We start from the raw sequence: 23,466 nt of genomic DNA, 5'->3' as shown, positions 1-23,466 counted from the left end.
GCTTCGTCGTGCCCGAGGCTGGTCGCGCTCACCGACTGCTCCGCGTAACGTCACCGGCCGGGTGCGACGGAGGGAAGTCATGGCGTTCCAGCACGTAGCGGGTCTGGGGACACGGGTCTGGCGGTGGAGCCGGACCTCGGGCACGCAGCCGCGCCTGCTGCACGCCGGCAAGGCCGCTGCCGCCGCGGTGATCGCCTGGTTCGTGGCGCAGCACATGCCGGGCGTCGCGGCCGAGTACCCCTACTACGCACCGCTCGGTGCCGTCGTCGCGATGCAGACCACGGTGTTCGCGGGCATCCGGAGCGGCGTGCAGACCCTGGTCGGGATCGCGCTCGGCATCCTGATCGCCGGGTTCACGATGTGGGTCGGGGACCCCGGTTTCCTGGCGATCGCCCTGGCGGTCGGCGTCGGTGTGCTCGTCGGTGGGTTCCGCGTGCTGGGCGAGGGCAGCTCGTGGGTGTCCACCGCGGCGCTCTTCGTGCTGCTCGTCGGCGGTGCGCACGCCGAGGGCTACTCGCTCGGGTACCTGGTGCAGATGGCCGTGGGCGTGGTCGTCGGGCTCCTCGTCAACTTCCTGGTGTTCCCGCCGCTGCACTTCTGGGACGCCGAACACCGCATCGACGCGGTGAACGGCGTGCTCGCCGACCACCTCGACGGCCTGGCTGCCGTGCTCGAAGAGGGCAAGCGCGACGAGAAGGCGTGGGACCACCAGCAGGACCGCCTGGACCGCGCCATCGCCGACGTGCGGTCGCGCGTGGCGATCGCGCACGAGAGCCGACGGCTCAACCCCCGCGGTGCCCTGCGCGGATCCCGCGCGCGGCTCCAGAAGGACGGTGGACGCTTCCGCGCGCTGGAACGGGTCGCCTGGTACACGACGGACCTCACCGAGCTCGTGGCACGTTCCGGCCCGGTGTCCGAGGGCGTCGGGCGGCCGGACCCCGCCTTCGCCACGCCCATCGCCGAGGCGCTCCGGAAGATCGCCAGCACGATCCGCGGCGACTCCCCGGAGGACCAGGCCGAGGCGGCGATCGCCGACCTCGAGCAAGCGCTCGACGCCTCGCGCGAGAACCCCTCCCACGTCGCCGTCACGTCGGCCGCGCTCGTCGCCCTGCGCGGGATCGTCGAGTCCGAGCGACGCGCCACCGACGACCTCGACACCCGCACGGGCCCGTCAGCGTTCGGTCGACCGCGCGGCTGAACGGGTGCAGGCAGCCACGACCCGGTGGACGGGGCACCGGCCGGGAGGCACGGACCACCCCCGCTACGGTGGTCACGTGGACGAGACGGCCGGGTTGCAGGATTCCGACAGCGCCGCCGACGTGCGGCTGCGGCTCGACATCGCCTACGACGGGGCCGCGTTCTCCGGGTGGGCACGGCAGCCCGGGCTCCGGACCGTGCAGGGTGCCCTCGAAGCCGCCCTCGCCACCGTCTTCACCCGCTGGGGCGAACCGCCGCTGCTCACCGTCGCCGGACGCACCGATGCAGGCGTGCACGCCACCGGGCAGGTCGCGCACCTGGACCTGTCGGCAGAGCAGTGGGCAGCACTCACCGGGAAGCGTGGGTCGGGCCGCTCACCCCTCGACGGGTTGCGCAAGCGGGTGAACGGCATCGCGGCACCCGAGGGGGACGTCGTCGTCACCGGGGCCTCGGTGGCGCCCGCCGGGTTCGACGCCCGGTTCTCGCCACTCTGGCGCCGGTACGAGTACCGGATCGCGGACGCCGACGCCCCGCGCGATCCACGTCGGCGTGGGCACACGCTCTGGCACGCGGCGCGGCTCGACCCGGCAGCGATGGAGCGCGGTGCGCTGACGCTGCTCGGGCTGCACGACTTCGCGACGTTCTGCAAGCCGCGCGAGGGGGCGACCACCATCCGGACGTTGCAGCAGTTCCGCTGGGACCGCGAGCCGGACGGCGTGCTGGTGGCGCGCCTCCAGGCCGACGCCTTCTGCCACTCGATGGTGCGGGCCATGGTCGGCGCGACCATCGCCGTCGGCGAGGGCCGCTTCGGCCCGGACCGCCTCGAGGAACTGCGCGTCGCCGAGGAACGCACCAGCGCGTTCAAGACGGCGCCCGCGAAGGGACTGACCCTGACCGAGGTGGGCTACCCGGCGGACGCTGCGCTCGCGGAGCGGGCGGAGCAGACCCGGGCCCGACGCTCGGCGGACGGTACCGTCGAGGGATGAGCCCGCGCGAACCCCGTTCCGTCGTGTCCGTCGCCCCCGGAGTCGTCTTCGTCGAGGGCCCCGTGTCGAACTGGGTGGTGCTGGCGGAGGAGGACGGCGTCGCGCTCATCGACGCGGGGTACCCGGCCGACACGGACCTGGTGCTCGACACCGTGCGCGCCGCCGGACACGACCCCGCCGACCTCCGACGCGTCTACGTCACGCACGGACACGTCGACCACGTCGGCGGCATCCCCGGGATCCTGGAGCGGTACCCGCACGTCGAGGTGCTCGCCCACGCCGACGAGCTCGACAACGTCCGCGGGCCGGAGCGGCAGCAGGTCACCCCGGCGGAGATCGGCGGTCGGCTCGCCAGCCCACGCGTCCTCGCCTGGTTGGCGCGGGCGATCCGGTCGGACGCCCTGCGGCCCACCACCGTGCCGTCGGCGCGTGCGTTCACGGGCGCGGACTTCGCGGGACGCGCGATCGCGCCGTTCCCGGCCGTCGGACACACCGACGGTTCGACGGCGTACCTGCTGCCCGCAGCCGACGCGATCGTGACGGGCGACGCGGTCGTCAGTCGCCACGACACCCAGCCCGGGTCGTGGGCCCCGCGGCCGCGGATGATCACGCCGTTCTTCACCGCCGACCAGGACCGCGCGCTCGAGTCGGCGCGGGCGCTGCCGTTCCCGGCGCTCGTGCTGCCCGGACACGGACCAGCCGTGCGGCGCGTGGGCGGGACCTGGCTGCCGATCGGCTGATGCCGCCGCATCGCTGATGTTGCCGAACGCAATCATTCACCTCAGCGCAACCTGAATGTCCCCGCAGGTCGGTAGCGTGCGGGCATGGCCAACACCCTCGGGCGCACTCTGCTGTGCGCCACGGCGGCCGCGACGCTCCTCGCGGCACCACTCGTCACCGTCACCGCAGCGTCCGCGAACCCCGAGGGGACCGGCCTCGTCATCGAGGAGGCCTACCTGAAGGCGGGCAGCAAGGGCGCCTCCTACAACCAGAAGTTCGTCGAGATCGGCAACCCGACCGACGCCCCGGTGTCGCTCGACGGGTGGTCGCTGCAGTACCGCTCCGCGACGGGCACCGGCACCTTCTCGGCCAGCGCGCTCGCGGGCACCGTGCCGGCGAAGGGCACCTTCCTGGTGTCGATGGCGGGCAACGGCGGGTCCACCGCGGCCGGCGAGGACCTGCCCGCCGCCGACGACACCGCGTCGCTCACCCCGTCGGGCACCACGGGCACCCTCGTGCTCTCCGACGCCACCGCACCGCTGGCGCTCGCCGCCGGACCCGTCGCCGCCGGCACCGACGGCGTCGTCGACCTGCTCGGCTACGGCGCCTCGAACACGTTCGAGTCGACCGTCCGCACCGTGACCGGGGACAACTCGGTGCCGAACGGCCTGGTCCGCCAGGGCACCACGGACACCGACGTCAACGGCGCGGACTTCTCGGTGACGACGACGCTCACCCCGCGGAACGCCGCGGGCGAGACGACGGCGCCGACCGAACCCACGGACCCGACCGACCCGGGCGACGGCGGGACCCCCACGCCCGGCACCCCCGCCGAGACGGTGACCATCGCCCAGCTGCAGGGCACGACGGACACCTCGCCGTACGCCGGCAAGAACGTCACGACCGACGGCGTCGTCACCGCGGTGTACGGCACCGGTGGCTTCGACGGCTACACGATCCAGACCGCCGGCACCGGCGGCGCGATCGACCTCGGCGCCCACACCGCGTCCGACGCCGTGTTCGTGTTCTCGTCCGCCACCGCCGGACTGGTGCAGCGGGGCGACCACGTCCGCGTCACCGGCGCCGTGTCCGAGTACTTCGGCCTGACCGAGCTCACGGTGTCCGGTGCCTCGTCGCTGCAGCAGCTCGACGACACCGTCGCGGCACCGCAGCCCGCCGCGGTCGCGTTCCCGTCGTCCGACGCCCAGCGGGAGTCGCTCGAGAGCATGCTCGTCGCTCCCCAGGGCGCGTACACCGTCGCCGACAACTACACGACGAACCAGTACGGCGAGGTCGTGCTCGCCAGTGGGACGAAGCGTCTGATCCAGCCGACCGAGGTCGGTCGCCCCGGCAGCGCCGAGGCGAAGGCCGTCGAGGCCGACAACGCCGCGCGCAAGGTCACGCTCGACGACGGCGCGAGCACGAACTTCCTCACCCAGGCGAACCAGGGCATCCCGGTGTCGTGGCTCACCCAGGGCCCCGTCACCGTCGGGGCCGCCGCCACCTTCACCGAGCCGGTCGTCCTCGACTACCGCAACAACGGGTGGAAGTTCCAGCCGACCGCGCCGATCACCGGTGCGACCCCGGCGGCCGACCTGCCGGCGTCGTTCTCGAAGGTGCGCCAGCCGGCACCGCAGGACGTCGGCGGTGACCTGAAGCTCGCCGGCTTCAACGTGCTCAACTACTTCCCGACCACGGGCGACGAGCTCACCGGCTGCAAGTACTACACCGACCGTGCCGGCGACCCCGTCACGGTGAACTCCGGCTGCGACGCCCGCGGCGCCGCTGAGCAGGAGGACTTCCTGCGCCAGCAGGTCAAGATCGTCAAGGCCATCAACGGGCTGGACGCCGACGTCGTCTCGCTCGAGGAGATCGAGAACTCGGCCCGCTTCGGCCAGGACCGCGACGCCGCCGTGGCCACCCTGGTCGACGCACTCAACGCCGCCACCGGCCAGGACACCTGGGAGTACGCGAAGTCCCCGGCCGTCCTGCCCGCGAGCGAGGACGTCATCCGCCTCGCACTCATCTACAAGAAGGCCCGCGTCGGGCCCGTCGGCGAGTCCACGATCCTGCTCGACGACGCGTTCACGAACGCCCGCCAGCCCGTCGCGGACGCGTTCCGCCCGGTCGGTGGCACCGCGGACGACGACTTCCTGGTGATCGCGAACCACTTCAAGTCCAAGGGCTCCGGCACCGGTGAGAACGCCGACCAGGGTGACGGGCAGGGAGCGTCGAACGCGTCCCGCGTGGCCCAGGCGAAGGCCCTCGTGACCTTCTCCAGCGCCATGCAGGACCAGTACGGCACCGACAAGGTGTTCATGCTCGGCGACTTCAACGCCTACAGCAAGGAGGACCCGGTGGTCGTCCTCGACGACGCCGGCTACACCGACCTCGGCCCGGCTCGGGACAGCACCGAGTACTCCTACGTGTTCTCCGGCCTGAGCGGTTCACTCGACCACGTGTTCGCCTCGAAGGCCGCACTCGAGACGGTCACGGGCGTGGACATCTGGAACATCAACTCGGTCGAGTCGGTGGGCCTGGAGTACAGCCGCTACAACTACAACGCGACGAACCTGTACACCGACGACGTGTACCGGGCGAGCGACCACGACCCGATCCTGGTCGGCTTCGACCTGGACGCCCCGGGCACGGACCCGGGCACCGAGCCCGGGACCGACCCGACCCCGGTGCCGAGCCCGACGCCCTCGAAGCCGACCCCCGCTCCGACCCCGTCGACTCCCGGGGCGGTGCCGCCGGTGGCGCCGTCGGAGACCGGTCTCACCGACGCGAACCGCGGGAGCGTCTCGGCTCCGGCGTCGGCTCGTGCGGGGGAGACCATCACGGTGACGGTGGGTACTGCGTCTGCCGGTGACACGGTGAACGTGTGGCTGTTCTCGACTCCGAGGTTGATCGGCACGGCCGTGGTCGCTGCTGACGGGACGGTCCGGGTGACGATCCCTGCCGACACGGTGGCTGGTGCGCATCGTCTGGCGGTGACGGCTGCGGACGGCACGCTGATCGGGTGGACCCCGATCACGATCACCGCGGACGGGCAGCTCGCGTTCACGGGCGCCGCAGGGATGGGTGCCGGTGCGCTGGTGGCGTTCCTGTTGCTCGCGGCGGGTGCGGGTGTGCTGATCGTGCGTCGCCGCCGTCGGGCTGCGGCTGCGGAGTAGTCCCCACGCCCCACGTCGGGGCGATGAGTGTGCAGAAGACGTCGGGTTCGCGGTGCGGACCCGACGTCTTCTGCTCACCATGCGCGGTGGGCGCGACCGCGCGGCGGACGGGAGGCGCGGTGCGGGGCCGCCCCGCGCCTCCAGGCCGCGGGTGGCCGCGTTTGACCGACGCACCCCGCGTCGGCTAGGCTCTCACCTTGGTCTGTGCGCCCCGCGCGCGGACAGTCAGATGAGCCCTCCAACCGAGGTGTTCCCGGTGCTTCTGCCCGCGGAACTCCCGACCGGAGTGGGATTCACGGACTCCTCACCTCGACACGAAAGCAGCACTCCTGTGACTCGCACGTTCTCACCGAAGCCGGCAGACGTCCAGCACGACTGGATCGTCATCGACGCCACCGACGTCGTCCTCGGCCGTCTCGCCACCCACGCCGCGGCGCTCCTGCGCGGCAAGCACAAGGCCACCTTCGCCCAGCACATGGACATGGGTGACTACGTCATCATCGTGAACGCCGACAAGGTCGCACTGACCGGTTCGAAGCTCGCGAAGAAGGTCTACTACCGTCACTCGGGGTACCCGGGCGGCCTGACGGCGACCTCCTACCCGGAGATGCTGGAGAAGCACCCCACCCGCGCCGTCGAGAAGGCGATCCGCGGCATGCTGCCGAAGAACACCCTCGGCCGCGAGCAGCTCAAGAAGCTGAAGGTCTACGCCGGCGCGGAGCACCCGCACGCCGCGCAGCAGCCCAAGGCGTACATCTTCGACCAGGTCGCACAGTAGTTCCGGCCACGACGACTTCAAGGACATAGAGAAACTCATGGCTCAGATCGCTGATTCCCTCGACCAGACCCCGGAGAGCTTCACCACGGAGAGCGCACCCGCCGCTGCCGAGGCTGCTCCCCGTCAGATCCTCAACGTCTCCGGCGGTGCCGTCGGGCGCCGCAAGGAGGCCATCGCGCGCGTTCGCCTCGTTCCGGGCTCCGGCACGTTCGTCGTGAACGGCCGCACGCTCGAGGACTACTTCCCGAACAAGCTGCACCAGCAGCTCATCAACGACCCGTTCAAGGTGCTCGAGCTCCTCGGCTCGTACGACGTCGTCGCCCGCATCACCGGTGGCGGCCCCTCGGGTCAGGCCGGCGCGCTCCGCCTCGCCATCGCCCGCACCCTGAACGAGATCGACCGCGAGAACAACCGCGCGGCCCTCAAGAAGGCCGGCTTCCTCACCCGTGACGCCCGCGTCATCGAGCGCAAGAAGGCCGGTCTCAAGAAGGCCCGCAAGGCGTCGCAGTTCTCGAAGCGCTAGTCGTCACCGGCTGAAGATCGCCATGCCGCGTCTGTTCGGTACCGACGGGGTTCGTGGTCTCGCCAACGGCGAGCTGACGGCCGCGCTCGCACTGGGTCTTGCCCAGGCGAGCGCGGCCGTCCTCACACACGGACACCATGCCGACGCCCGCCGGGCGTCGGGTCGACCGCGCCCGCGCGCGGTCCTCGCGCGTGACCCGCGCGTCTCCGGCGAGTTCCTCGGTGCCGCCGTCGCGGCCGGGCTCGCCTCGGCCGGCGTCGACGTGCTCGACGCCGGGGTCATCCCCACGCCCGCCGCGGCGTTCCTCGTCGCGGACATCGACGCCGACTTCGGCGTGATGATCTCCGCGTCGCACAACCCCGCTCCCGACAACGGGATCAAGTTCTTCGCCACGGGTGGTCGCAAGCTGCCGGACGAGGTCGAGGACCGCATCGAAGCGGCCATGCACGACCACTCCGCACCGACCCCCACCGGCATCGACGTCGGGCGCATCTCGCGGTTCGCCGACGCCGAGGACCGCTACGTCGTCCACCTGCTCGGCACGCTGCCGCACCGGCTCGACGGCATCCACGTCGTGCTCGACTGCGCCAACGGTGCCGCCGCTGGCGTCTCACCCGAGGTCTTCGTCAACGCGGGTGCCCGCGTGACGCTCATCGGTGCCGACCCCGACGGTTGGAACATCAACGACGGCGTCGGGTCGACCCACATCGACAACCTGTCGCGCGCCGTGCTCGAAGCCGGCGCGGACGTCGGCATCGCGCACGACGGCGACGCGGACCGTTGCCTGGCGGTCGACGCCGCGGGCAACGCGATCGACGGCGACCAGATCATGGCGATCCTGGCGTTGTCGCTGCAGGAGCGCGGACGCCTGAAGGACGACACCCTCGTCGCGACGGTCATGTCGAACCTCGGGCTCAAGCGGGCCATGGCCGACGCGGGCATCACCGTGATCGAGGCCGGTGTCGGCGACCGCTACGTGCTCGAGAAGATGACCGAGGGCGACTACTCCATCGGTGGCGAGCAGTCCGGCCACATCATCTTCAACGAGTTCGCCACCACGGGCGACGGCATCCTCACCGGGCTCCACCTGGTCGCCGAGATGGCGCGGACGGGCAAGACCCTGCAGGAGCTCGCCTCGTGCATGACGGTGTTCCCGCAGGTGCTGCTCAACGTCCGCGGCGTCGATCGTCACGGGCTCGCCGACCAGGGCGTGCAGGACGCCGTGACTGCGGCGTCCGCGGCACTCGGCGACACCGGTCGCGTGCTGCTCCGACCCTCCGGCACCGAGCCGGTCGTGCGGGTCATGGTCGAGGCTGCGTCGCAGGACGACGCCCAGCGCATCGCCGAGGAGCTCGCCGCCGTCGTGCAGGACCGCCTGGCGCTCGACGCCGCGTAGGGTTCCCTTCCGCAAGACACCGGTGTTCGCCGGTTGAACACGCGCAGGACGCGGTTCAGCTCGCGAACACCGGTGTTTTGCTGCCCGCTCCCGTTCAGATCTTGCGGAGCAGGACCGAGTTCACCTTGTGGTTCGCGCCCTTCTTCAGCACCAGGGTGGCGCGGGAGCGCGTGGGCAGCACGTTCTCGAGCAGGTTCGGCTCGTTGATCGCCCGCCAGACCTCGGTCGCCGTCCGCACCGCGTCCTCACGCGAGAGCGAGGCGAACCGGTGGAAGAACGAGTCGGGGCTCGAGAACGCCTCTTCCTGCAGGGCGAGGAACCGGTCGACGTACCAGGACTCGATGTCCTTGGTCTTCGCGTCCACGTAGATCGTGAAGTCGAACAGGTCGGACAGCGCGAGCCGCCCGTGCACCGGGGGCGCCAGCACGTTGAGACCCTCGACGATGAGCACGTCGGGCTGCCGGACGACGATCTCGGCATCAGGCACGATGTCGTAGACCAGGTGCGAGTAGTACGGTGCCCGGACCTCGGTTGCCCCGCTCTTCACCTGGCTCACGAAGCGCAGCAGGGAGCGGCGGTCGTACGACTCCGGGAAGCCCTTGCGGTCCATGATCCCGCGGCGCTCCAGCTCGGCGTTCGGGTACAGGAAGCCGTCGGTCGTCACGAGCTCCACGCGAGGGGTGTCCGGCCAGCGCTTCGTCAGCTCCCGCAGCAGACGGGCGACGGTGGACTTGCCGACGGCGACGGAACCCGCGACGCCGATGACGAACGGCGTGCGTCCGGCGCGCTCACCCAGGAACCGGCTCGTCTCGGCGTGCAGGTTCCGTGCGCCGGCCGCGTAGAGCGTGAGCAGGCGGGACAGGGGCAAGTAGACCTCCTGCACCTCCTGCATGTCCAACCGGTCGCCGAGTCCGCGCAGCTGCACGATCTCGGTCTCGGTGAGCGACAGGTGCTCCTTGGGTGCGAGCTGCGACCACTCGGCACGCGGGATCTCCACGAACGGGGTCGGGTGCGCGACGGCGGTCTCCGGGATCGGCATGGGATCGAGCGTACAGACGGGAGGCCCGGGGCACGTGAGCCGGTCGGCTCACGTGCCCCGGGCCTCCCGGCCAGTGCTCGGTGCGCGCCCGCAGGACGCGACGCGTCAGGCGGGGAGGGCCGCCTCGATGGCGGCGACGACCTCGGGGGCGTCCGGCTTCGTGGTGGGGCGGAAGCGCGTGACGGTGCCGTCGGGGGCGACGAGGAACTTCTCGAAGTTCCAGCTCACCCGACCGGCCTTGCCGTCGGCGTCCGGGGTCTCCTTGAGGGCCTGGTAGAGCGGGTGGGCGCTCTTGCCGTTGACCTTGACCTTCTCGGACATCGGGAACGTCACGCCCCACGTGGTGGAGCAGTACTCGTCGATCGCCTCGGACGAGCCGAGCTCCTGCAGGAACTGGTTGCTCGGGAAGCCCAGCACCGTGAACCCGCGGGGGCCGTACTGCTTCTGCAGGGCCTCGAGCTGCTCGTACTGCGGGGCGAGGCCGCACCGGGAGGCGACGTTCACGACCAGTACGGCCTTGTCGGCGTAGGCGCCGAACGTGGTGTCCTCGCCGTGCAGCGTGGTGATGGCGATGTCGTCGAAGCGTCCCATGGCCGAAACGTTATCCCCACCCCCGGGACTTCGCAGGGTCGGCGTCCAGGCAGACCGTAGGATCGGTCCCATGTGTGGAATCGTCGGCTACGTCGGCAGCAACAGCAGCCAGGACGTCCTCCTCGGTGGCCTCCGCCGCCTCGAGTACCGCGGCTACGACTCGGCGGGCATCGCCGTGGTCGACCCAGCCGGAGACCTCGTGTCGGCCAAGAAGGCCGGCAAGCTCCAGGCCCTGGTCGACGAGCTCGAGTCGTCGCCGATCCCGGACGGCACGACCGGCATCGGGCACACCCGCTGGGCGACCCACGGTGGCCCGACCGACGGCAACGCCCACCCGCACCTGGCCGACGGCGACAAGCTCGCCCTCATCCACAACGGCATCATCGAGAACTTCTCCGAGCTCCGCGCCGAACTGCAGGCCGAGGGCATCGAGTTCCGGAGCGAGACCGACTCCGAGGTCGCCGCGCACCTGGTCGGGCGGGCCTTCCGCGACACCGGTGACCTGACCGCCGCCATGCAGCAGGCCGTGCAGCGGCTCGAGGGCGCCTTCACGCTCCTCGTCGTGCACGCCGACCAGCCCGGTGTCGTCGTCGGCGCCCGTCGCAACTCGCCCCTGGTCGTCGGGCTCGGCGACGGTGAGAACTTCATGGGCTCGGACGTCGCCGCGTTCGTCGCCTACACGCAGCGCGCGCTGTCGATCGGGCAGGACGAGATCGCCACGATCCGCCCCGACGGCGTCGACGTCATCCACTTCGACGGCACCCCCGCCACGCCGACCGAGTTCGAGGTCAACTGGGACGCCTCCGCCGCCGACAAGGGCGGCTGGTCCTCGTTCATGGCGAAGGAGATCAGCGAGGAGCCCGAGGCCGTCGCCAAGACGATCCTCGGCCGTGTCCACGACGGCGCCGTCACCCTGACCGACCTCGACCCGATCGCCGAGCGCCTGGCGACCGTCGACCGGGTCATCGTGATCGCCTGCGGCACCGCCGCCTACGCCGGCATCCTGGGCAAGTACGCCATCGAGCAGTGGGCCCGCATCCCGGTCGAGGTCGAGCTCGCCCACGAGTTCCGCTACCGCGACCCGGTGCTGAACGAACGCACCCTGGTCGTCTCGATCAGCCAGTCCGGCGAGACCATGGACACGCTCATGGCCGTCAAGTACGCCCGCGAACAGGGCGCCCAGGTCCTGTCGATCTGCAACACCCAGGGCGCCACGATCCCGCGTGAGTCCGACGCCGTGATCTACACGCACGCGGGGCCCGAGGTCGCCGTCGCGTCCACCAAGGCGTTCATCGCCCAGGGCGTCGCGCTGTACCTGCTCGGGCTGCACCTGGCGACGCTGCGCGGCACGCTCACCACCGAGCAGATCGCCGAGCAGGTGGCCGAGCTCGAGGGGCTCGCACCGAAGCTGCAGCAGACCATCGAGGACGCCGCCGGCATCAAGGACCTGGCCCGCTGGATGGCGGACACCCGGAGCGTGCTGTTCCTCGGTCGCCACGTCGGCTACCCGATCGCGCTCGAAGGTGCGCTGAAGCTGAAGGAACTCGCGTACATCCACGCCGAGGGCTTCGCCGCCGGCGAGCTCAAGCACGGTCCGATCGCGCTGATCGAGCCGGGCCAGATCGTCTTCGTCATCGTGCCGTCGCCCCGCGACCCGCGATCGCTGCACCCGAAGGTCGTCTCGAACATCCAGGAGATCCGCGCCCGCGGTGCCCGGGTCATCGCCATCGCGGAAGAAGGCGACGCCGCGGTGCTGCCCTTCGCCGACGAGGTCCTGCGGATCCCGCTCGCGACCCCGCTGTTCGAGCCGCTGCTCGCCGTGGCCCCGCTGCACATGTTCGGCATGGAGCTCGCCGCGGCCAAGGGCCTCGACGTCGACCAGCCACGCAACCTGGCGAAGTCGGTCACCGTCGAGTAGTCGAGACGGTGATCATCGGGATCGGGGTCGACGTGGTCGACCTGGAGCGGTTCGAACGGGTGCTGGAACGCACACCGGCGATGCGGGCGCGGTTGTTCACGCCGTCCGAGCAGGTCCGTGACGGCGAACCCCGTCCGATCGCGTCCTTGGCGGCACGGTTCGCCGCCAAGGAAGCACTGATCAAGGCCTTCGGGTCGAGTGCCGGGCTCAGCTGGCAGGACCTCGAGGTCGTGTCCGACGACCAGCGGAACCCCTCGCTCACCCTGCGCCAGGGTGCGCGCCGGGTCGCGGATGCGCGTGGCGTGACGAGCGTGCACCTGTCGCTCTCGCATGATGGAGGGATCGCGACCGCGTTCGTGGTCCTGGAAGGAACAGACGTGGTCCTGGAAGGAACGGCCCGGTGAGTGCGTTCACCGGCATCACGATCGATCGCGGAGCCCTGATCGAGAACTACGCGACGATCGCCGACCGGGTCGCCCCGGCTGGTGTCATCGCGGTCGTCAAGGCGAACGCCTACGGTCACGGGGCCCTCGACGCCGCGCAGGCCTTCGTCGACGCGGGCGCCGAGTGGCTCGGGGTCGCCGACATCGACGAGGCCGTCGCGCTCCGGCAGGGCGGCATCGACGAGGGGGTCCGGATCCTCACGTGGCTGCACGCCCCCGACGAGGACTTCCGTCGCGCCGCGCAGTTCGACGTCACGCCGGCGGTGTCGAGCGTCGAGCAGCTGTCCGCCGCCGCCGACTCCGACGTCCGTGCCGTGCACCTGTGCGTCGACACGGGCCTGAGCCGCAACGGGGCCGTCGAGTCCGAGTGGGCCGAGCTCTTCGCGACCGCCGGTGCCCTGGCCCGCGGCGGCAACCGCACCCGGGTCGAGGGGCTCATGTCCCACCTGTCGAACGCCTCGCGCACCGACGACCTCGACCAGGACGCCGCACTGCAGCGTGCGCTGGACGGTCTCGCCGCGAACGGCATCGTGCCGGACGTGGTGCACCTCGCCGCGAGTGCCGCGAGCATCGCCGTGCCGGAGACCCGCCACGACCTGTCCCGCGTCGGACTCGCCCTGTACGGACTGAGCCCCTTCGACGGCCGCACCTCGGCCGACCTGGGGCTGCGTCCGGCGATGCGGGTCACCGCCGCCGTGCTCCGCACCGTGCCGGTCGCCGCGGGTGACGGCGTCTCGTACGGGTACACCTGGCGCGCCGAGACCGACACCCGCCTCGCTGTGATCGGCCTGGGCTACGCGGACGGCTTCGACCGCGACTTCGGCAACCGGGTCTCGGTGCGCATCGGGGACCGCACGTTCCCGGTGGTCGGACGCGTCGCGATGAACGCCATGCACGTCGACGTCGGCGACGCGGACGTGCAGGTCGGCGACGAGGCCGTGCTGTGGGGCGACCCCGCGAACGGCGACCCCGCCGTCGAGGACTGGGCCGACGCCATCGGCACGATCAACTACGAGGTGGTCGCCCGGATCGGCCGCAGCGTGGAACGGAGGACCACGTGAGCTCCGCACCGCTGCGTCAGGCACGCATCGACCTCGACGCGTACCGAGCCAACCTCGAGCGCGTCCGCGAGTGGATGGACCCGGTCGAGGTCATGGCGATCATGAAGGCCGACGCGTACGGGCACGGCCTCGAACCGATCGCGCTCGCCGCAGTCGACGCCGGCATCCGGTGGATCGGTGTGCTGACGGTCCCCGCCGCCCTGCGCCTGCGGTCGATCGGGGTGGGCGAGGACGTCCACCTGTTCACCTGGCAGCACGACCCGGACCTGGACTTCCGTGACGCCATCGACTCGGCCGTCGACCTCGGTGTCTCGAACGTCGCCGAACTGCAGCGCATCGTCGACGCCGTCGACCAGCGCCCCGCCCGGGTCCACCTGGGCGTCGACTCCGGACTGCACCGCGACGGCGCGGTCCCAGCGGACTGGCCGGCCCTCGTCGAGGCCGCGCGGGACGCCCAGCGGAACGGCCGCATCGAGGTCGTCGCCGCCTACACGCACCTGGCGGAGTCGTCCGACCACGAGGACAGCGCCGCGGTCGCCGTGTTCGACGCCGCGATCGAGATCGCCGAGGACCTGGGGCTCGACGTCCCGACGGAGCACGTCGCCGCGTCGCTCGCGGGGCTGGAACGCAAGGAGTTCCGCAAGGACATGGTCCGGATGGGTGCGAACCTGTTCGGCATCCCCGGGGCCGACGGGGTCTCGGCAGCAGACCTCGGGCTCGAGCCGGTGATGACCCTGACCGCGTCGGTGGCGAAGACGAAGCGTGTCCCCGTCGACACCGGCGTCTCGTACGACTACACGTACCGCACCGCGACCGAGACGACCCTGGCGCTCGTGCCCGTCGGGTACGCCGACGGGGTCCCGCGACTGGCGCAGGGTCGCATCGAGGTCGCGATCGGCGGCAAGCGCTACCCGATCGCCGGCCGCGTCGCGATGGACCAGTTCCTGGTGGACGTCGGCGACGACGACGTGCGGACCGGTGACACCGTCGTCCTCTTCGGCACCGGCGAGCACGACGAGATGACCGTGCTCGAGTGGGGCGCGGCGCTCGAGACCATCGGTGAAGAGATCGTCTGCCGGATCGGCAGCCGTGTGCCCCGGTCCTACGAGGGTCACGACATCGAGGGACGCGTCGGGGAGTACCTGCGGGGCGAGCGGCCGTGACCGGTTCGTCCCACGTCCTGCTCGACACCACCGTCGACGGCACCGAGGCGATGGGGGAGCTCGGTGCCCGGTTGGCCCGGGTGCTGCGCGCCGGAGACCTCGTCGTGCTGACCGGCCCCCTCGGCGCCGGCAAGACGACCCTGACCCGTGGGCTCGGCGCAGCACTCGGTGCGCGTGGACAGGTGTCCAGCCCGACCTTCGTCCTCGCCCGGACGCACCCGACCACCGCCGGGCCGGACCTGGTGCACGTGGACGCCTACCGCCTGTCCGACCCGGTCGAGCTCGACGACCTCGACCTCGACTGGGACGCCGCGATCGTCGTCGTCGAGTGGGGCCGCGGGATGGTCGACGGCGTCAGCGACAGCCTGCTCGACGTCGAGATCACGCGGGCGAGCGGTGCCGACGCCGGACCCGCAGCTCCCGACGACACGGACCCGGACGACGTCCCCGACGAGCCCCGCCGGGTCGTCGTCACCGCCTCCGGTCCGCGCTGGGAAGGCGTGGTCCTCTGACCCTGCGGCCCGTCGCCGCGGACGACGTCGAGGCGCTCCGGGCGTTCCTCGTCGAGGCCGACCTGACCCTGGCCGGGCTCGACGTCCCGACCGTGCGGCTCTGGACCGACCGCGCCGACGACGGCAGCGTGATCGGCAGCACCGGCTTCGAGTCGAGCGCGGACGGCGTGCACGTCCTCGTCCGCAGCGTGGCCGTCGCTCCGCAGCACCGCGGGTCCGGAGCCGGCACCCGCCTCGCACGGTTCGCGATCGACCGGGCCACCGAGGCCGGCGCCCGGCGTGCGTGGCTGTTCTCCCGTCGCTCCGGTCCGTTCTGGCAGTCGCTCGGCTTCGCACCCGCGGACCGACAGGCCCTGGCTGCCGCGCTGCCGGACACCCACCAGGTCCGCCTGTTCCGCCGGACGGGGCAGCTGGAGCACGAGGTCGCGTGGTCCCTGGGACTGCCGGTGCGCTGACCGCCGCCTACGATGGACGGGTGCTGCTCGCGATCGACACCTCCGCCGGGACCTCCGTCGCCGTCGTCGACCCGGCCACCGGCCAGGCCCTCGCGACCCGCGACACCGAGGACAGCCGCCGGCACGCCGAGGTGATCGGCCCGTTCCTGGCCGACACCCTCGCCGAGGCGGGCATCACCGGCGCCGACGTCACCGGTGTCGTCGCCGGCATGGGCCCGGGCCCCTTCACCGGCCTGCGCGTCGGCATCGCCGCCGCCCGCACCTTCGCGGCAGCCCGCGGCGTCTCCGTCCTGCCGCTCGTCAGCCACGACGCCGTCGCCCTCGACCAGCGCGTCGCCGGCCTCGCCGGCCCCTTCGTCGTCCTCACGGACGCCCGCCGCCGCGAGGTCTACTGGAGCGCCTACGACGCCGACGGCGTCCGCGTGGCCGGCCCCGGACTCGCCAAGCCCGCCGATCTCGACGACGCGATCCGCGCCTCCCGGCCCGCAGCCGTGGGCTGGGACCGCGTGACCGTCACGTCCATCCCGGCCTGGAGGCTCGGCGCGATCGCCGCGGACCGACTCGCGTCCGGCGCGGCGTTCGACCAGGACACCCCCCTGTACCTGCGCGACCCCGACGTCACGGTGCCCGGTGCGCCGAAACGGGTGAAGCAGTGACCCTGCCGGACGCGCTCCGCCTGCGCCGAGCCCACCCGCAGGACCTCGACGACATCATGTGGCTCGAGCACGTCTCGTTCCCGACGGACGCCTGGTCGGCGTCGCAGATGTCTGGCGAGCTGTACTCACCGCACGGGTACTACGTCGTGATCGAGACCGTCGACGACACCGCAGCGCCGATGGTCGTCGGGTACGCCGGACTCTCGTCCCTGGCGGGCAACCCGGTGGCCGACGTGCAGACCATCGCGGTCGCCGCCGATCAGCGCGGCAAGGGGCTCGGACGGGTCCTGTTCACGGAACTGCTCGACGAGGCCCGGCGCCGCGGGGTGCGCGAGGTGTTCCTCGAGGTGCGGGCGGACAACCCCGTCGCGCAAGCGATGTACACGGCGTTCCGGTTCGAGCACATCGCGACCCGGCCCCGCTACTACCAACCGGACGGCGTCGACGCGTGGGTGATGCGGGCGGAACTGCCCGGCCCGGACGCGGAACCGTCGTCGGACGTCGGACCCATCGGACAGGAGGCCCTCGGTGAGCGCGACTGAACCACTGGTGCTCGGCATCGAGACGAGCTGCGACGAGACGGGCGTGGGGATCGTGCGGGGGAACACCCTGCTGGCGAACGTGATCGCCTCGAGCATGGACGAGCACGCGCGCTACGGCGGTGTCGTGCCCGAGGTCGCCGCACGGGCCCACCTGGAGGCGATGACCCCGACGCTGCACGAGGCACTCGACCGTGCCGGCGTCACCCTCGACGAACTCGACGCCGTCGCAGTGACCGCCGGGCCGGGTCTGGCCGGAGCGCTCATGGTCGGGGTGGGGGCAGCGAAGGCGCTCGCCGTGGCCACGGGCAAGCCGCTGTACGGCGTCAACCACCTGGTCGGGCACGTCGGTGCCGACGTGCTGCGCGAGGACGGCAGCGAGATCGAGCTGCCGACGATCGCGCTGCTCGTCTCCGGTGGGCACACGTCACTGCTGCTGGTGCGTGACCTGGTCGGTGACGTCGAACTGCTCGGCGAGACGATCGACGACGCGGCGGGCGAGGCGTTCGACAAGGTCGCGCGGCTGCTCGGACTGCCCTACCCCGGCGGCCCGCAGATCGACCGGGCCGCGGCCGAGGGCGACCCGACGGCGATCCGGTTCCCCCGCGGGCTGACGCTGCCGAAGGACATGGCCGCACACCGGTACGACTTCTCGTTCTCGGGGCTGAAGACCGCCGTGGCCCGCTGGGTCGAACGCTGCCGCGACGAGGGCCGAGAGGTGCCGGTGGCCGACGTCGCCGCGAGCTTCCGCGAGGCCGTCGTCGACGTCCTGCTCACCAAGGCCCTGAACGCCTGCCGCGACACCGGTGTCGACCGGCTGCTGCTCGGTGGCGGCGTCGTCGCGAACGCCCGGTTGCGGCAGGTCGCCGAGGAACGCTGCGCGGCCGTGGGCGTGCGGCTGCGGATCCCGCCGTTCGACCTGTGCACGGACAACGGCGCGATGATCGCCGCCGTCGGCGCCCGACTCGTTGCCGAGGGGCACGCGCCGAGCGACCTCGGCATCGCGGCGGACTCGACCCTGCCGGTGACGACCGTCCAGGTCTGACCAGTTCGGCCCCGGTCCTTCTGGGGGAGCCTGTGGGAGGATTCACACGGGCGTCGGAGAGACCGGACGCCCGAGAGGGGTGGACGGTGTCCGATCAGAACGAGTGGCCGAAGCCGGGCGAGACGCCGAACGGCGCGGCGAACGGACAGCCCGACGGTGCACCCGCCCCGGACGCCCCGCAAGCACCTGACGCGCCGCAGGCCCCGTCGGCTCCGGAAGCGCCCCAGAACCCGTACGGCCAGCAGCAGAACCCGTACGGCCAGCCGCCGCAGCAGCAGAACCCGTACGGCCAGCAGCAGAACCCGTACGGCCAGCCGCCGCAGCAGCAGAACCCGTCCGGCCAGCCGCCGCAGCAGCAGAACCCGTACGGCCAGCCGCCGCAGCAGCAGAACCCGTACGCCGCTCCGCAGCAGCCGCAGCCGCAGCCGAATCAGTACGGTCAGCAGCAGAACCCGTACGCGGCCCCGCAGCAGCAGCAGCAGCCGCCGCAGCAGGCGTACGGCGCACCGCAGAACCCCTACGGTCAGCAGCAGAATCCGTACGCGCAGCAGCAGCCGTACGCGGCCAACCCGTACTCGTACCAGCCCTACGCGCAGCGACCGAAGACGAACGTCCTGTCGATCCTGTCGATCGTCTTCGCGTTCGGCGGCGTCATCATCTGGCCGATCATCATCCTGACGAGCCCGGCCGGCGCGATCATGGGCCACATCGCCCTCGGCAAGATCAAGCAGAGCGGCGAGGGCGGCCGTGGCCTGGCGCTCGCCGGCATCATCGGTGGCTGGGTCCTGACGGGCCTGTTCATCCTGATCGTCGCCCTGGTGTGGATCTCGATCGCGAACTCGTCGAACTACTCGGACTACTCCGACTACTCCGACTACAGCTCGAACACCGGGGCCTTCGTCAGCTGACGTCGCCGCAGGGCGACGGAGGCCGCGAGCGGCCCCCGGCCCCCGGCCGTCAGCCGACCGTGTCGGTGAGCCGCTCGCACAGGATCGCCGTGTGGCGTCCCTCCAGGCGGGTGAGCACGAGTGTGACGCGACCCGATCCGCGCAACCGCAGCCGTTTGCGGAACTGCGCCGGGTCGACGTCGACGCCGCGCTTCTTGATCTCGACGGTGCCGATGCCGTCGGCGGCGAGCCGCGCGGCCAGCCGCTTGACGTCGAGCGGCATCGTGTCGAGCACCCGGAACCCCTGCGCGAAGGGTGTCGTGACGGCCCGGTCGGACGTGACGTAGGCGATGCCGTCGGACAGCATGTGCCCGTCGAGGCCCCTCGCCAGGTCGCCGATCAGTCGCGCGCGGATCACGGCGCCGTCCGGCTCGTACAGGTAGGCGCCGAGCGGTCCGACCTCGGCGTCGTCGGCGTCCGCCGCTCCGGTCATCTCGGCGATGCCGTGGCTGCCGATGACGGTGGCCGCGCGGCGGATGCCGGGCCGTGCGAGGGGGCCGAACCACAGGGCGAGCTCGACGACCTCGCGGTCGACCGAGGTCCACTGGGCCTCGGCGGTGTCCGGGATCAGGTCGCGGTCGATGCCGGGTCCGAGCTTCACGCCGGTCGGTGTCGTCGTCGCTGCGGCGAACACCGTGTCGAGCGAGGGGGACCAGTCGTCCGGGTCGGCGAGTCGGCGGGTGTCGGAGTGGCCGGAGGTGCGTCGTGCGGGGTCCATCCACGCGCCGTCCACCGAGGACAGGTCGAAGGACTCGGCGTCGCCGAGCTCCACCCGCGCGTTCGGCCAGAGGGCCAGGTTGTGGGTCGCGACGGCAGCCGTGACCTCGTCGCGGTCGACGGCGGTGACGTCCAGGTCGAGCGCCGCCATCGCCATGGCGTCCCCGCCGATGCCGCAGCCGAGATCGGCGACCCGGGTGAGCCCCGCGGCGGCGAAGCGTCCGGCGTGCTGGGCCGCGACCTGCAGTCGGGTGGCCTGCTCGAGACCGGCCTCGGTGAAGAGCATCCGGGACGCGAAGTCACCGAACTTGCCGCGGGCCTTGAGCCGGAGCTTCGCCTGGGTCAGCACGGCTGCGACGAGCCGTGGGTCGTGGCCCTCGGCGCGAAGCCGGGACACCACGCGGACGATCTCGCCGCCGTCGGAGACACCGGGGGTACGGTCGAGCAGGGCCATCCCGTCCGGGGTCAGCAGTGCGGTGAGTTCGGCGGCGTCCATGCGTCGATCCTCGCAGGTGCTGCGTGTTCTCCGGGTGTGCTGGCACTCGGATTGACCGAGTGCCAGTGGCCCCCTAGAGTTGGCGTTGGCACTCTCCTGTGCGAAGTGCCAACCGGTTTTCATCTGTACCGAGTCCGTACCGAGAAAGAAGAGGTCACCGTGGCCGTCAGCATCAAGCCGCTCGAGGATCGCATCGTCATCCGCCAGGTCGAGGCGGAGCAGACCACCGCTTCCGGTCTGGTCATCCCCGACACCGCGAAGGAGAAGCCCCAGGAGGGCGAGGTCGTCGCCGTGGGTCCGGGTCGCATCGACGACAACGGCAACCGCGTCCCGCTCGACGTCGCCGTGGGTGACAAGGTCATCTACTCCAAGTACGGCGGAACCGAGGTCAAGTACTCGGGCGAGGACCTGCTGGTCCTGTCGGCCCGCGACGTCCTCGCGGTCATCGTCCACTGAGTCCAGTACGCATGACGGACGCCCCGTCCGGCCTTCGGGCCGACGGGGTGTTCGTGTGTCCGGGGCCGGTCTGCAGGGCGCTCCGGTCCTGATCAGCCCGCTTGCAGCCCGCTTGCAGCCCGCCTGGAGGCCCGGTGCACGTCCCGGGGTCGGCGGTCGTTCCTAGGATGGTTCCGTGAGTGAACCGAGTCCGGCGCGACCCGTCCGCAGCGAGGCATCCGTCGGCGTGGTGCAGGCCGTCGTGGCCTACGGGCTCTGGGGGCTGATGCCCCTGCTCTTCGCGGCCATGGCCCCCGCGGCGGCGTTCGAGATCGTGTCGTGGCGGATCGTCTTCGGTCTGGTGTTCTGCGCGGTGGCGATCGCGGTCACCCGGTCGTGGCTCCGCACCCGCACCTTGATGGCCCAGCGCCGCGTGATGCTCGTGATGGGGCTCGCCGCCGTCCTGATCCTGGTGAACTGGACCGTCTACGTCCTCGCGACGACGACCGGTCACACGGTCGAGGCCGCGCTCGGGTACTTCATCAACCCGCTCGTCACGATCGCCCTCGGCGTCGTGGTCCTGCGCGAACGCCTGCGTCCGGCGCAGTGGGCCGCGGTCGGGTTGAGCGTCGTGGCGGTCGTGGTCATCGCGATCGGCTACGGGCAGATGCCGTGGATCTCGCTGGCCCTGGCGTTCTCGTTCGGCCTGTACGGCCTGGTGAAGAAGCGCGTCGGCGGCACCGTGGACGCGCTGAGCGGCCTGACGATCGAGACCGTGTGGCTGCTGCCGATCGCGGTCGTGGCGCTGGTGGTGCTCGGTGTGACCGGGCTCGGCGGCGGCGTGACGTTCACGAGCGAGGGCTGGGGGCACGCTGTCATCACCGTGCTGACCGGGCCGGCGACCGCGGTGCCGCTGCTGCTCTTCGCCTCGTCGGCGCGCCGGGTGAGTCTGTCGACCCTGGGCCTGACCCAGTACCTGGCACCGGTGATGCAGCTGCTCGTCGGGGTCCTGGTGCAGCACGAGGAGATGTCGGCCGGGCGCTGGTTCGGCTTCGGCATCGTGTGGCTCGCGCTCGTGGTGCTGACGGCGGACTCGTTCGCCGCCGCACGCGTGTCCCGCCGCCGGGCGCTCGCACCCACCCCGGCCGAGCCGGTCTGACCCGGTCTCCACCGCGAAAGCGACAGGCCCCCGCGGAACTTCCGCGGGGGCCTGTCGCTTTCGCGAGCGGTGCTGGGCTGAGCCCTACTTCTTCACCGCACCCTGGATGGCGCTCTGGTACACGGGCTTGTTGTCGCCGTCGAACTTGTAGATGCCGATGTAGGCGCTCGACGGGTCGTTGTTGTCGTCGAACGGACCGATGCCGGACGGGCCGGTGTAGTGGATGTCCTTGCCGTCGTCCAGGAGCGTCTTGCACTCCTTGAACGTCGCACACTCCGTGCCGCCGTCAGCTCCCGACACCGCAGCCATGTTGGCCTGGATCGTGCCGGAGTCGGTGCCCTTGCCCTTCACCGCAGCGAGGGCGGCGAGCACCGTGGCGTCGTACGACTCGGCCGCGTACGAGTAGTCGGCGAGCGTCTTGCCCGACGAGTCCTTGTAGAACGCGGCGAGCTGCTTCTTGAAGTCGTCCTTCGGCGAGGCACCGGGGATGGTGCCCTGGGCGCCGCTCAGGGTGCCCTTGTCGAAGTCCTTCGAGTAGTCCGCCGTGTTGCCGTCGGACATGTAGATCTTCGCGTCGTTCCCCTGCGAGACGAGCTCCGGGATGATCGACTTCGTCTCGTCGAAGGCCAGGACGACGATCGCGTCGGGCTTCTGGGCCAGTGCCGCGGTCACCTCGGACGAGAACGTGGTCTGGCCGGGCGGGAACTCCTGGCCCTCGCCCTTGCCGCCGTAGACGACCTGGCCGCCCGAAGCCTCGACCGCGGCCTGCACGGAGTTGCGGAGGCCGGTGCCGTACGTGTCGTTGAAGACCAGGAAGGCGACCTTCGCGTTGCCGTCACCGGTCACGAGCTGACCGAGCGCGGAACCCTGCACCGAGTCCGGCGGTGCGGTCCGGTAGTAGTACGACGAGTACCCGGAGAGGTCGCTCGCCGTGTTCGCCGGCGAGATCTCGACGATGCAGTTGCTGGTCAGCTGGTCGATGACGTTCAGCGTGACGGACGAGGACTCGGCGCCGATCGCGACCGGGACCTTCGCGTTGACGAGCTTCGTCGCCGCGGAGCTCGACACGGTCATGTCGTTGCTGTCACCGGAGTCGGTCGCCGGGTCGATCGTGACGTCCTTGTCGAGGACACCGCCCGCGGCGTTGATGTCCTTGACGGCCAGGCCGACACCGGACTCGGCCGGCGGGTTCAGGTAGGCCAGCGAACCGGTCAGGGGCAGGATCGTGCCGATCTTCAGCGCGTCCGTGCCAGGGGTGTCGGGGGCCTTGCAGCTGGCGGCGGGATCCTTCTTCGCATCGCTCGACGCCGAGCTCGAGGGGGAAGCACTGCCGGTGGTGGAACACGCGGCGAGGAGGACGGCTGCTGCGCCCGCCAACGCCAGTGCCGCGGTGGCACGGGTGGTTCTGATCATCCGTGGAGCCCTTTCTCTGCGCGGAGGCTGTGCCGCTTCGGGTGAATGCGACGCCTCCACTGGATGTCGAGAAACGTAGGGTCCATGTGTTTCGCCCGTGT

At 71.4% G+C, this 23,466-nt stretch carries 23 protein-coding genes; 19 read left to right on the top strand and 4 right to left on the bottom strand.

The window, feature by feature from the left end:
• Window positions 1-79: 79 nt before the first annotated feature.
• The 7 genes from MXD64_RS16610 to glmM all read left to right on the top strand — a co-directional run bounded on the left by MXD64_RS16610 (window position 80) and on the right by glmM (window position 8,776).
• Window positions 80-1,198, top strand: coding sequence for an FUSC family protein (locus tag MXD64_RS16610; protein ID WP_056072035.1), 1,119 nt, complete (start codon window positions 80-82; stop codon window positions 1,196-1,198).
• Window positions 1,199-1,274: 76 nt separating this feature from the next.
• Window positions 1,275-2,183: a tRNA pseudouridine(38-40) synthase TruA gene (gene truA / locus MXD64_RS16605; RefSeq protein WP_263136830.1), complete on the top strand. Its 909-nt coding sequence runs from the start codon at window positions 1,275-1,277 to the stop codon at window positions 2,181-2,183.
• A complete protein-coding gene (locus MXD64_RS16600; RefSeq protein ID WP_042537494.1) occupies window positions 2,180-2,923 on the top strand; it encodes an MBL fold metallo-hydrolase in 744 nt (247 codons plus the stop codon). The genes truA and MXD64_RS16600 overlap by 4 nt, the downstream gene beginning before the upstream one ends.
• A gap of 84 nt (window positions 2,924-3,007) precedes the next feature.
• Window positions 3,008-6,079 carry an ExeM/NucH family extracellular endonuclease gene (locus tag MXD64_RS16595; RefSeq protein ID WP_263136829.1) on the top strand — a complete coding sequence of 1,024 codons (3,072 nt, stop codon included), beginning with the start codon at window positions 3,008-3,010 and terminating at the stop codon, window positions 6,077-6,079.
• 331 nt (window positions 6,080-6,410) lie between these two features.
• Complete coding sequence (gene rplM / locus MXD64_RS16590) at window positions 6,411-6,857, top strand: 50S ribosomal protein L13 (RefSeq protein ID WP_017885500.1); 447 nt, start codon at window positions 6,411-6,413, stop codon at window positions 6,855-6,857.
• Window positions 6,858-6,894: 37 nt separating this feature from the next.
• On the top strand, window positions 6,895-7,380 hold the full coding sequence (gene rpsI, locus MXD64_RS16585) for a 30S ribosomal protein S9 (RefSeq protein WP_017885499.1): 486 nt from the start codon (window positions 6,895-6,897) through the stop codon (window positions 7,378-7,380).
• Window positions 7,381-7,402: 22 nt separating this feature from the next.
• Window positions 7,403-8,776: a phosphoglucosamine mutase gene (gene glmM / locus MXD64_RS16580; RefSeq protein WP_056072023.1), complete on the top strand. Its 1,374-nt coding sequence runs from the start codon at window positions 7,403-7,405 to the stop codon at window positions 8,774-8,776.
• 94 nt (window positions 8,777-8,870) lie between these two features.
• On the opposite strand, the gene coaA is transcribed toward glmM, so the two are convergent.
• Both coaA and MXD64_RS16570 read right to left on the bottom strand, forming a co-directional pair.
• A complete protein-coding gene (gene coaA / locus MXD64_RS16575; protein ID WP_056072020.1) occupies window positions 8,871-9,815 on the bottom strand; it encodes a type I pantothenate kinase in 945 nt (314 codons plus the stop codon).
• Window positions 9,816-9,920: 105 nt separating this feature from the next.
• The gene (locus tag MXD64_RS16570) at window positions 9,921-10,406 is read right to left on the bottom strand and encodes a glutathione peroxidase (protein ID WP_017885496.1); all 486 of its coding nucleotides are present in this window, start codon (window positions 10,404-10,406) and stop codon (window positions 9,921-9,923) included.
• 70 nt (window positions 10,407-10,476) lie between these two features.
• Between MXD64_RS16570 and glmS the strand changes: the two genes are divergently transcribed.
• The 10 genes from glmS to MXD64_RS16520 all read left to right on the top strand — a co-directional run bounded on the left by glmS (window position 10,477) and on the right by MXD64_RS16520 (window position 19,106).
• Window positions 10,477-12,324, top strand: a complete 1,848-nt coding sequence (glmS, locus tag MXD64_RS16565) for a glutamine--fructose-6-phosphate transaminase (isomerizing) (protein WP_042537488.1) — start codon at window positions 10,477-10,479, stop codon at window positions 12,322-12,324.
• An 8-nt stretch (window positions 12,325-12,332) separates the two neighbouring features.
• On the top strand, window positions 12,333-12,728 hold the full coding sequence (locus tag MXD64_RS16560) for a holo-ACP synthase (protein WP_017885494.1): 396 nt from the start codon (window positions 12,333-12,335) through the stop codon (window positions 12,726-12,728).
• Complete coding sequence (alr, locus tag MXD64_RS16555) at window positions 12,725-13,828, top strand: alanine racemase (protein WP_042537487.1); 1,104 nt, start codon at window positions 12,725-12,727, stop codon at window positions 13,826-13,828. The genes MXD64_RS16560 and alr (MXD64_RS16555) overlap by 4 nt, the downstream gene beginning before the upstream one ends.
• Window positions 13,825-14,991, top strand: coding sequence for an alanine racemase (gene alr / locus MXD64_RS16550; RefSeq protein WP_017885492.1), 1,167 nt, complete (start codon window positions 13,825-13,827; stop codon window positions 14,989-14,991). Before alr (MXD64_RS16555) ends, alr (MXD64_RS16550) begins: the two co-directional genes overlap by 4 nt.
• Window positions 14,988-15,503 carry a tRNA (adenosine(37)-N6)-threonylcarbamoyltransferase complex ATPase subunit type 1 TsaE gene (tsaE, locus tag MXD64_RS16545; RefSeq protein ID WP_263136828.1) on the top strand — a complete coding sequence of 172 codons (516 nt, stop codon included), beginning with the start codon at window positions 14,988-14,990 and terminating at the stop codon, window positions 15,501-15,503. The genes alr (MXD64_RS16550) and tsaE overlap by 4 nt, the downstream gene beginning before the upstream one ends.
• 92 nt (window positions 15,504-15,595) lie before the next feature.
• A complete protein-coding gene (locus tag MXD64_RS16540) occupies window positions 15,596-15,958 on the top strand; it encodes a GNAT family N-acetyltransferase (RefSeq protein WP_308159306.1) in 363 nt (120 codons plus the stop codon).
• Between the two features lie 20 nt (window positions 15,959-15,978).
• Window positions 15,979-16,614 (top strand): tRNA (adenosine(37)-N6)-threonylcarbamoyltransferase complex dimerization subunit type 1 TsaB, encoded by a 636-nt coding sequence (gene tsaB, locus MXD64_RS16535; protein WP_263136827.1) that lies wholly within the window; start codon window positions 15,979-15,981, stop codon window positions 16,612-16,614.
• Window positions 16,611-17,156: a ribosomal protein S18-alanine N-acetyltransferase gene (rimI, locus tag MXD64_RS16530; RefSeq protein ID WP_263136826.1), complete on the top strand. Its 546-nt coding sequence runs from the start codon at window positions 16,611-16,613 to the stop codon at window positions 17,154-17,156. Before tsaB ends, rimI begins: the two co-directional genes overlap by 4 nt.
• Complete coding sequence (gene tsaD, locus MXD64_RS16525; RefSeq protein WP_214533303.1) at window positions 17,143-18,198, top strand: tRNA (adenosine(37)-N6)-threonylcarbamoyltransferase complex transferase subunit TsaD; 1,056 nt, start codon at window positions 17,143-17,145, stop codon at window positions 18,196-18,198. Before rimI ends, tsaD begins: the two co-directional genes overlap by 14 nt.
• Window positions 18,199-18,284: 86 nt before the next feature.
• Window positions 18,285-19,106 carry a DUF4190 domain-containing protein gene (locus MXD64_RS16520; RefSeq protein ID WP_263136825.1) on the top strand — a complete coding sequence of 274 codons (822 nt, stop codon included), beginning with the start codon at window positions 18,285-18,287 and terminating at the stop codon, window positions 19,104-19,106.
• A 49-nt stretch (window positions 19,107-19,155) separates the two neighbouring features.
• On the opposite strand, the gene MXD64_RS16515 is transcribed toward MXD64_RS16520, so the two are convergent.
• Window positions 19,156-20,358, bottom strand: coding sequence for a class I SAM-dependent methyltransferase (locus tag MXD64_RS16515; RefSeq protein WP_140448553.1), 1,203 nt, complete (start codon window positions 20,356-20,358; stop codon window positions 19,156-19,158).
• Between the two features lie 159 nt (window positions 20,359-20,517).
• On the opposite strand from MXD64_RS16515, the gene groES reads away from it, so the two are divergent.
• Window positions 20,518-20,814 carry a co-chaperone GroES gene (gene groES / locus MXD64_RS16510; protein WP_017885484.1) on the top strand — a complete coding sequence of 99 codons (297 nt, stop codon included), beginning with the start codon at window positions 20,518-20,520 and terminating at the stop codon, window positions 20,812-20,814.
• Between the two features lie 175 nt (window positions 20,815-20,989).
• A complete protein-coding gene (gene rarD, locus MXD64_RS16505; RefSeq protein ID WP_214563221.1) occupies window positions 20,990-21,952 on the top strand; it encodes an EamA family transporter RarD in 963 nt (320 codons plus the stop codon).
• Window positions 21,953-22,036: 84 nt separating this feature from the next.
• Here the strand turns inward: rarD and MXD64_RS16500 are convergent, their stop codons facing one another.
• The gene (locus tag MXD64_RS16500) at window positions 22,037-23,365 is read right to left on the bottom strand and encodes an ABC transporter substrate-binding protein (protein ID WP_071250158.1); all 1,329 of its coding nucleotides are present in this window, start codon (window positions 23,363-23,365) and stop codon (window positions 22,037-22,039) included.
• Between the last annotated feature and the right edge of the window lie 101 nt (window positions 23,366-23,466).

Source organism: Curtobacterium sp. Arg-1, from assembly GCF_025643395.1.
Classification (GTDB): domain Bacteria; phylum Actinomycetota; class Actinomycetes; order Actinomycetales; family Microbacteriaceae; genus Curtobacterium; species Curtobacterium poinsettiae.
The sequence above is the reverse complement of the archived record's forward strand: the minus strand, read 5'-3'. Positions and strand labels throughout refer to the sequence as shown.

Coding starts and splice junctions, on each gene's coding strand:
- MXD64_RS16595 (WP_263136829.1), top strand. CDS start 3,008: ATGGCCAACACCCTCGGGCGCACTCTGCTGTGCGCCACGGCGGCCGCG.
- rpsI (WP_017885499.1), top strand. CDS start 6,895: ATGGCTCAGATCGCTGATTCCCTCGACCAGACCCCGGAGAGCTTCACC.
- coaA (WP_056072020.1), bottom strand. CDS start 9,815: ATGCCGATCCCGGAGACCGCCGTCGCGCACCCGACCCCGTTCGTGGAG.
- glmM (WP_056072023.1), top strand. CDS start 7,403: ATGCCGCGTCTGTTCGGTACCGACGGGGTTCGTGGTCTCGCCAACGGC.
- MXD64_RS16570 (WP_017885496.1), bottom strand. CDS start 10,406: ATGGGACGCTTCGACGACATCGCCATCACCACGCTGCACGGCGAGGAC.
- MXD64_RS16500 (WP_071250158.1), bottom strand. CDS start 23,365: ATGATCAGAACCACCCGTGCCACCGCGGCACTGGCGTTGGCGGGCGCA.
- glmS (WP_042537488.1), top strand. CDS start 10,477: ATGTGTGGAATCGTCGGCTACGTCGGCAGCAACAGCAGCCAGGACGTC.
- MXD64_RS16515 (WP_140448553.1), bottom strand. CDS start 20,358: ATGGACGCCGCCGAACTCACCGCACTGCTGACCCCGGACGGGATGGCC.
- MXD64_RS16610 (WP_056072035.1), top strand. CDS start 80: ATGGCGTTCCAGCACGTAGCGGGTCTGGGGACACGGGTCTGGCGGTGG.
- MXD64_RS16600 (WP_042537494.1), top strand. CDS start 2,180: ATGAGCCCGCGCGAACCCCGTTCCGTCGTGTCCGTCGCCCCCGGAGTC.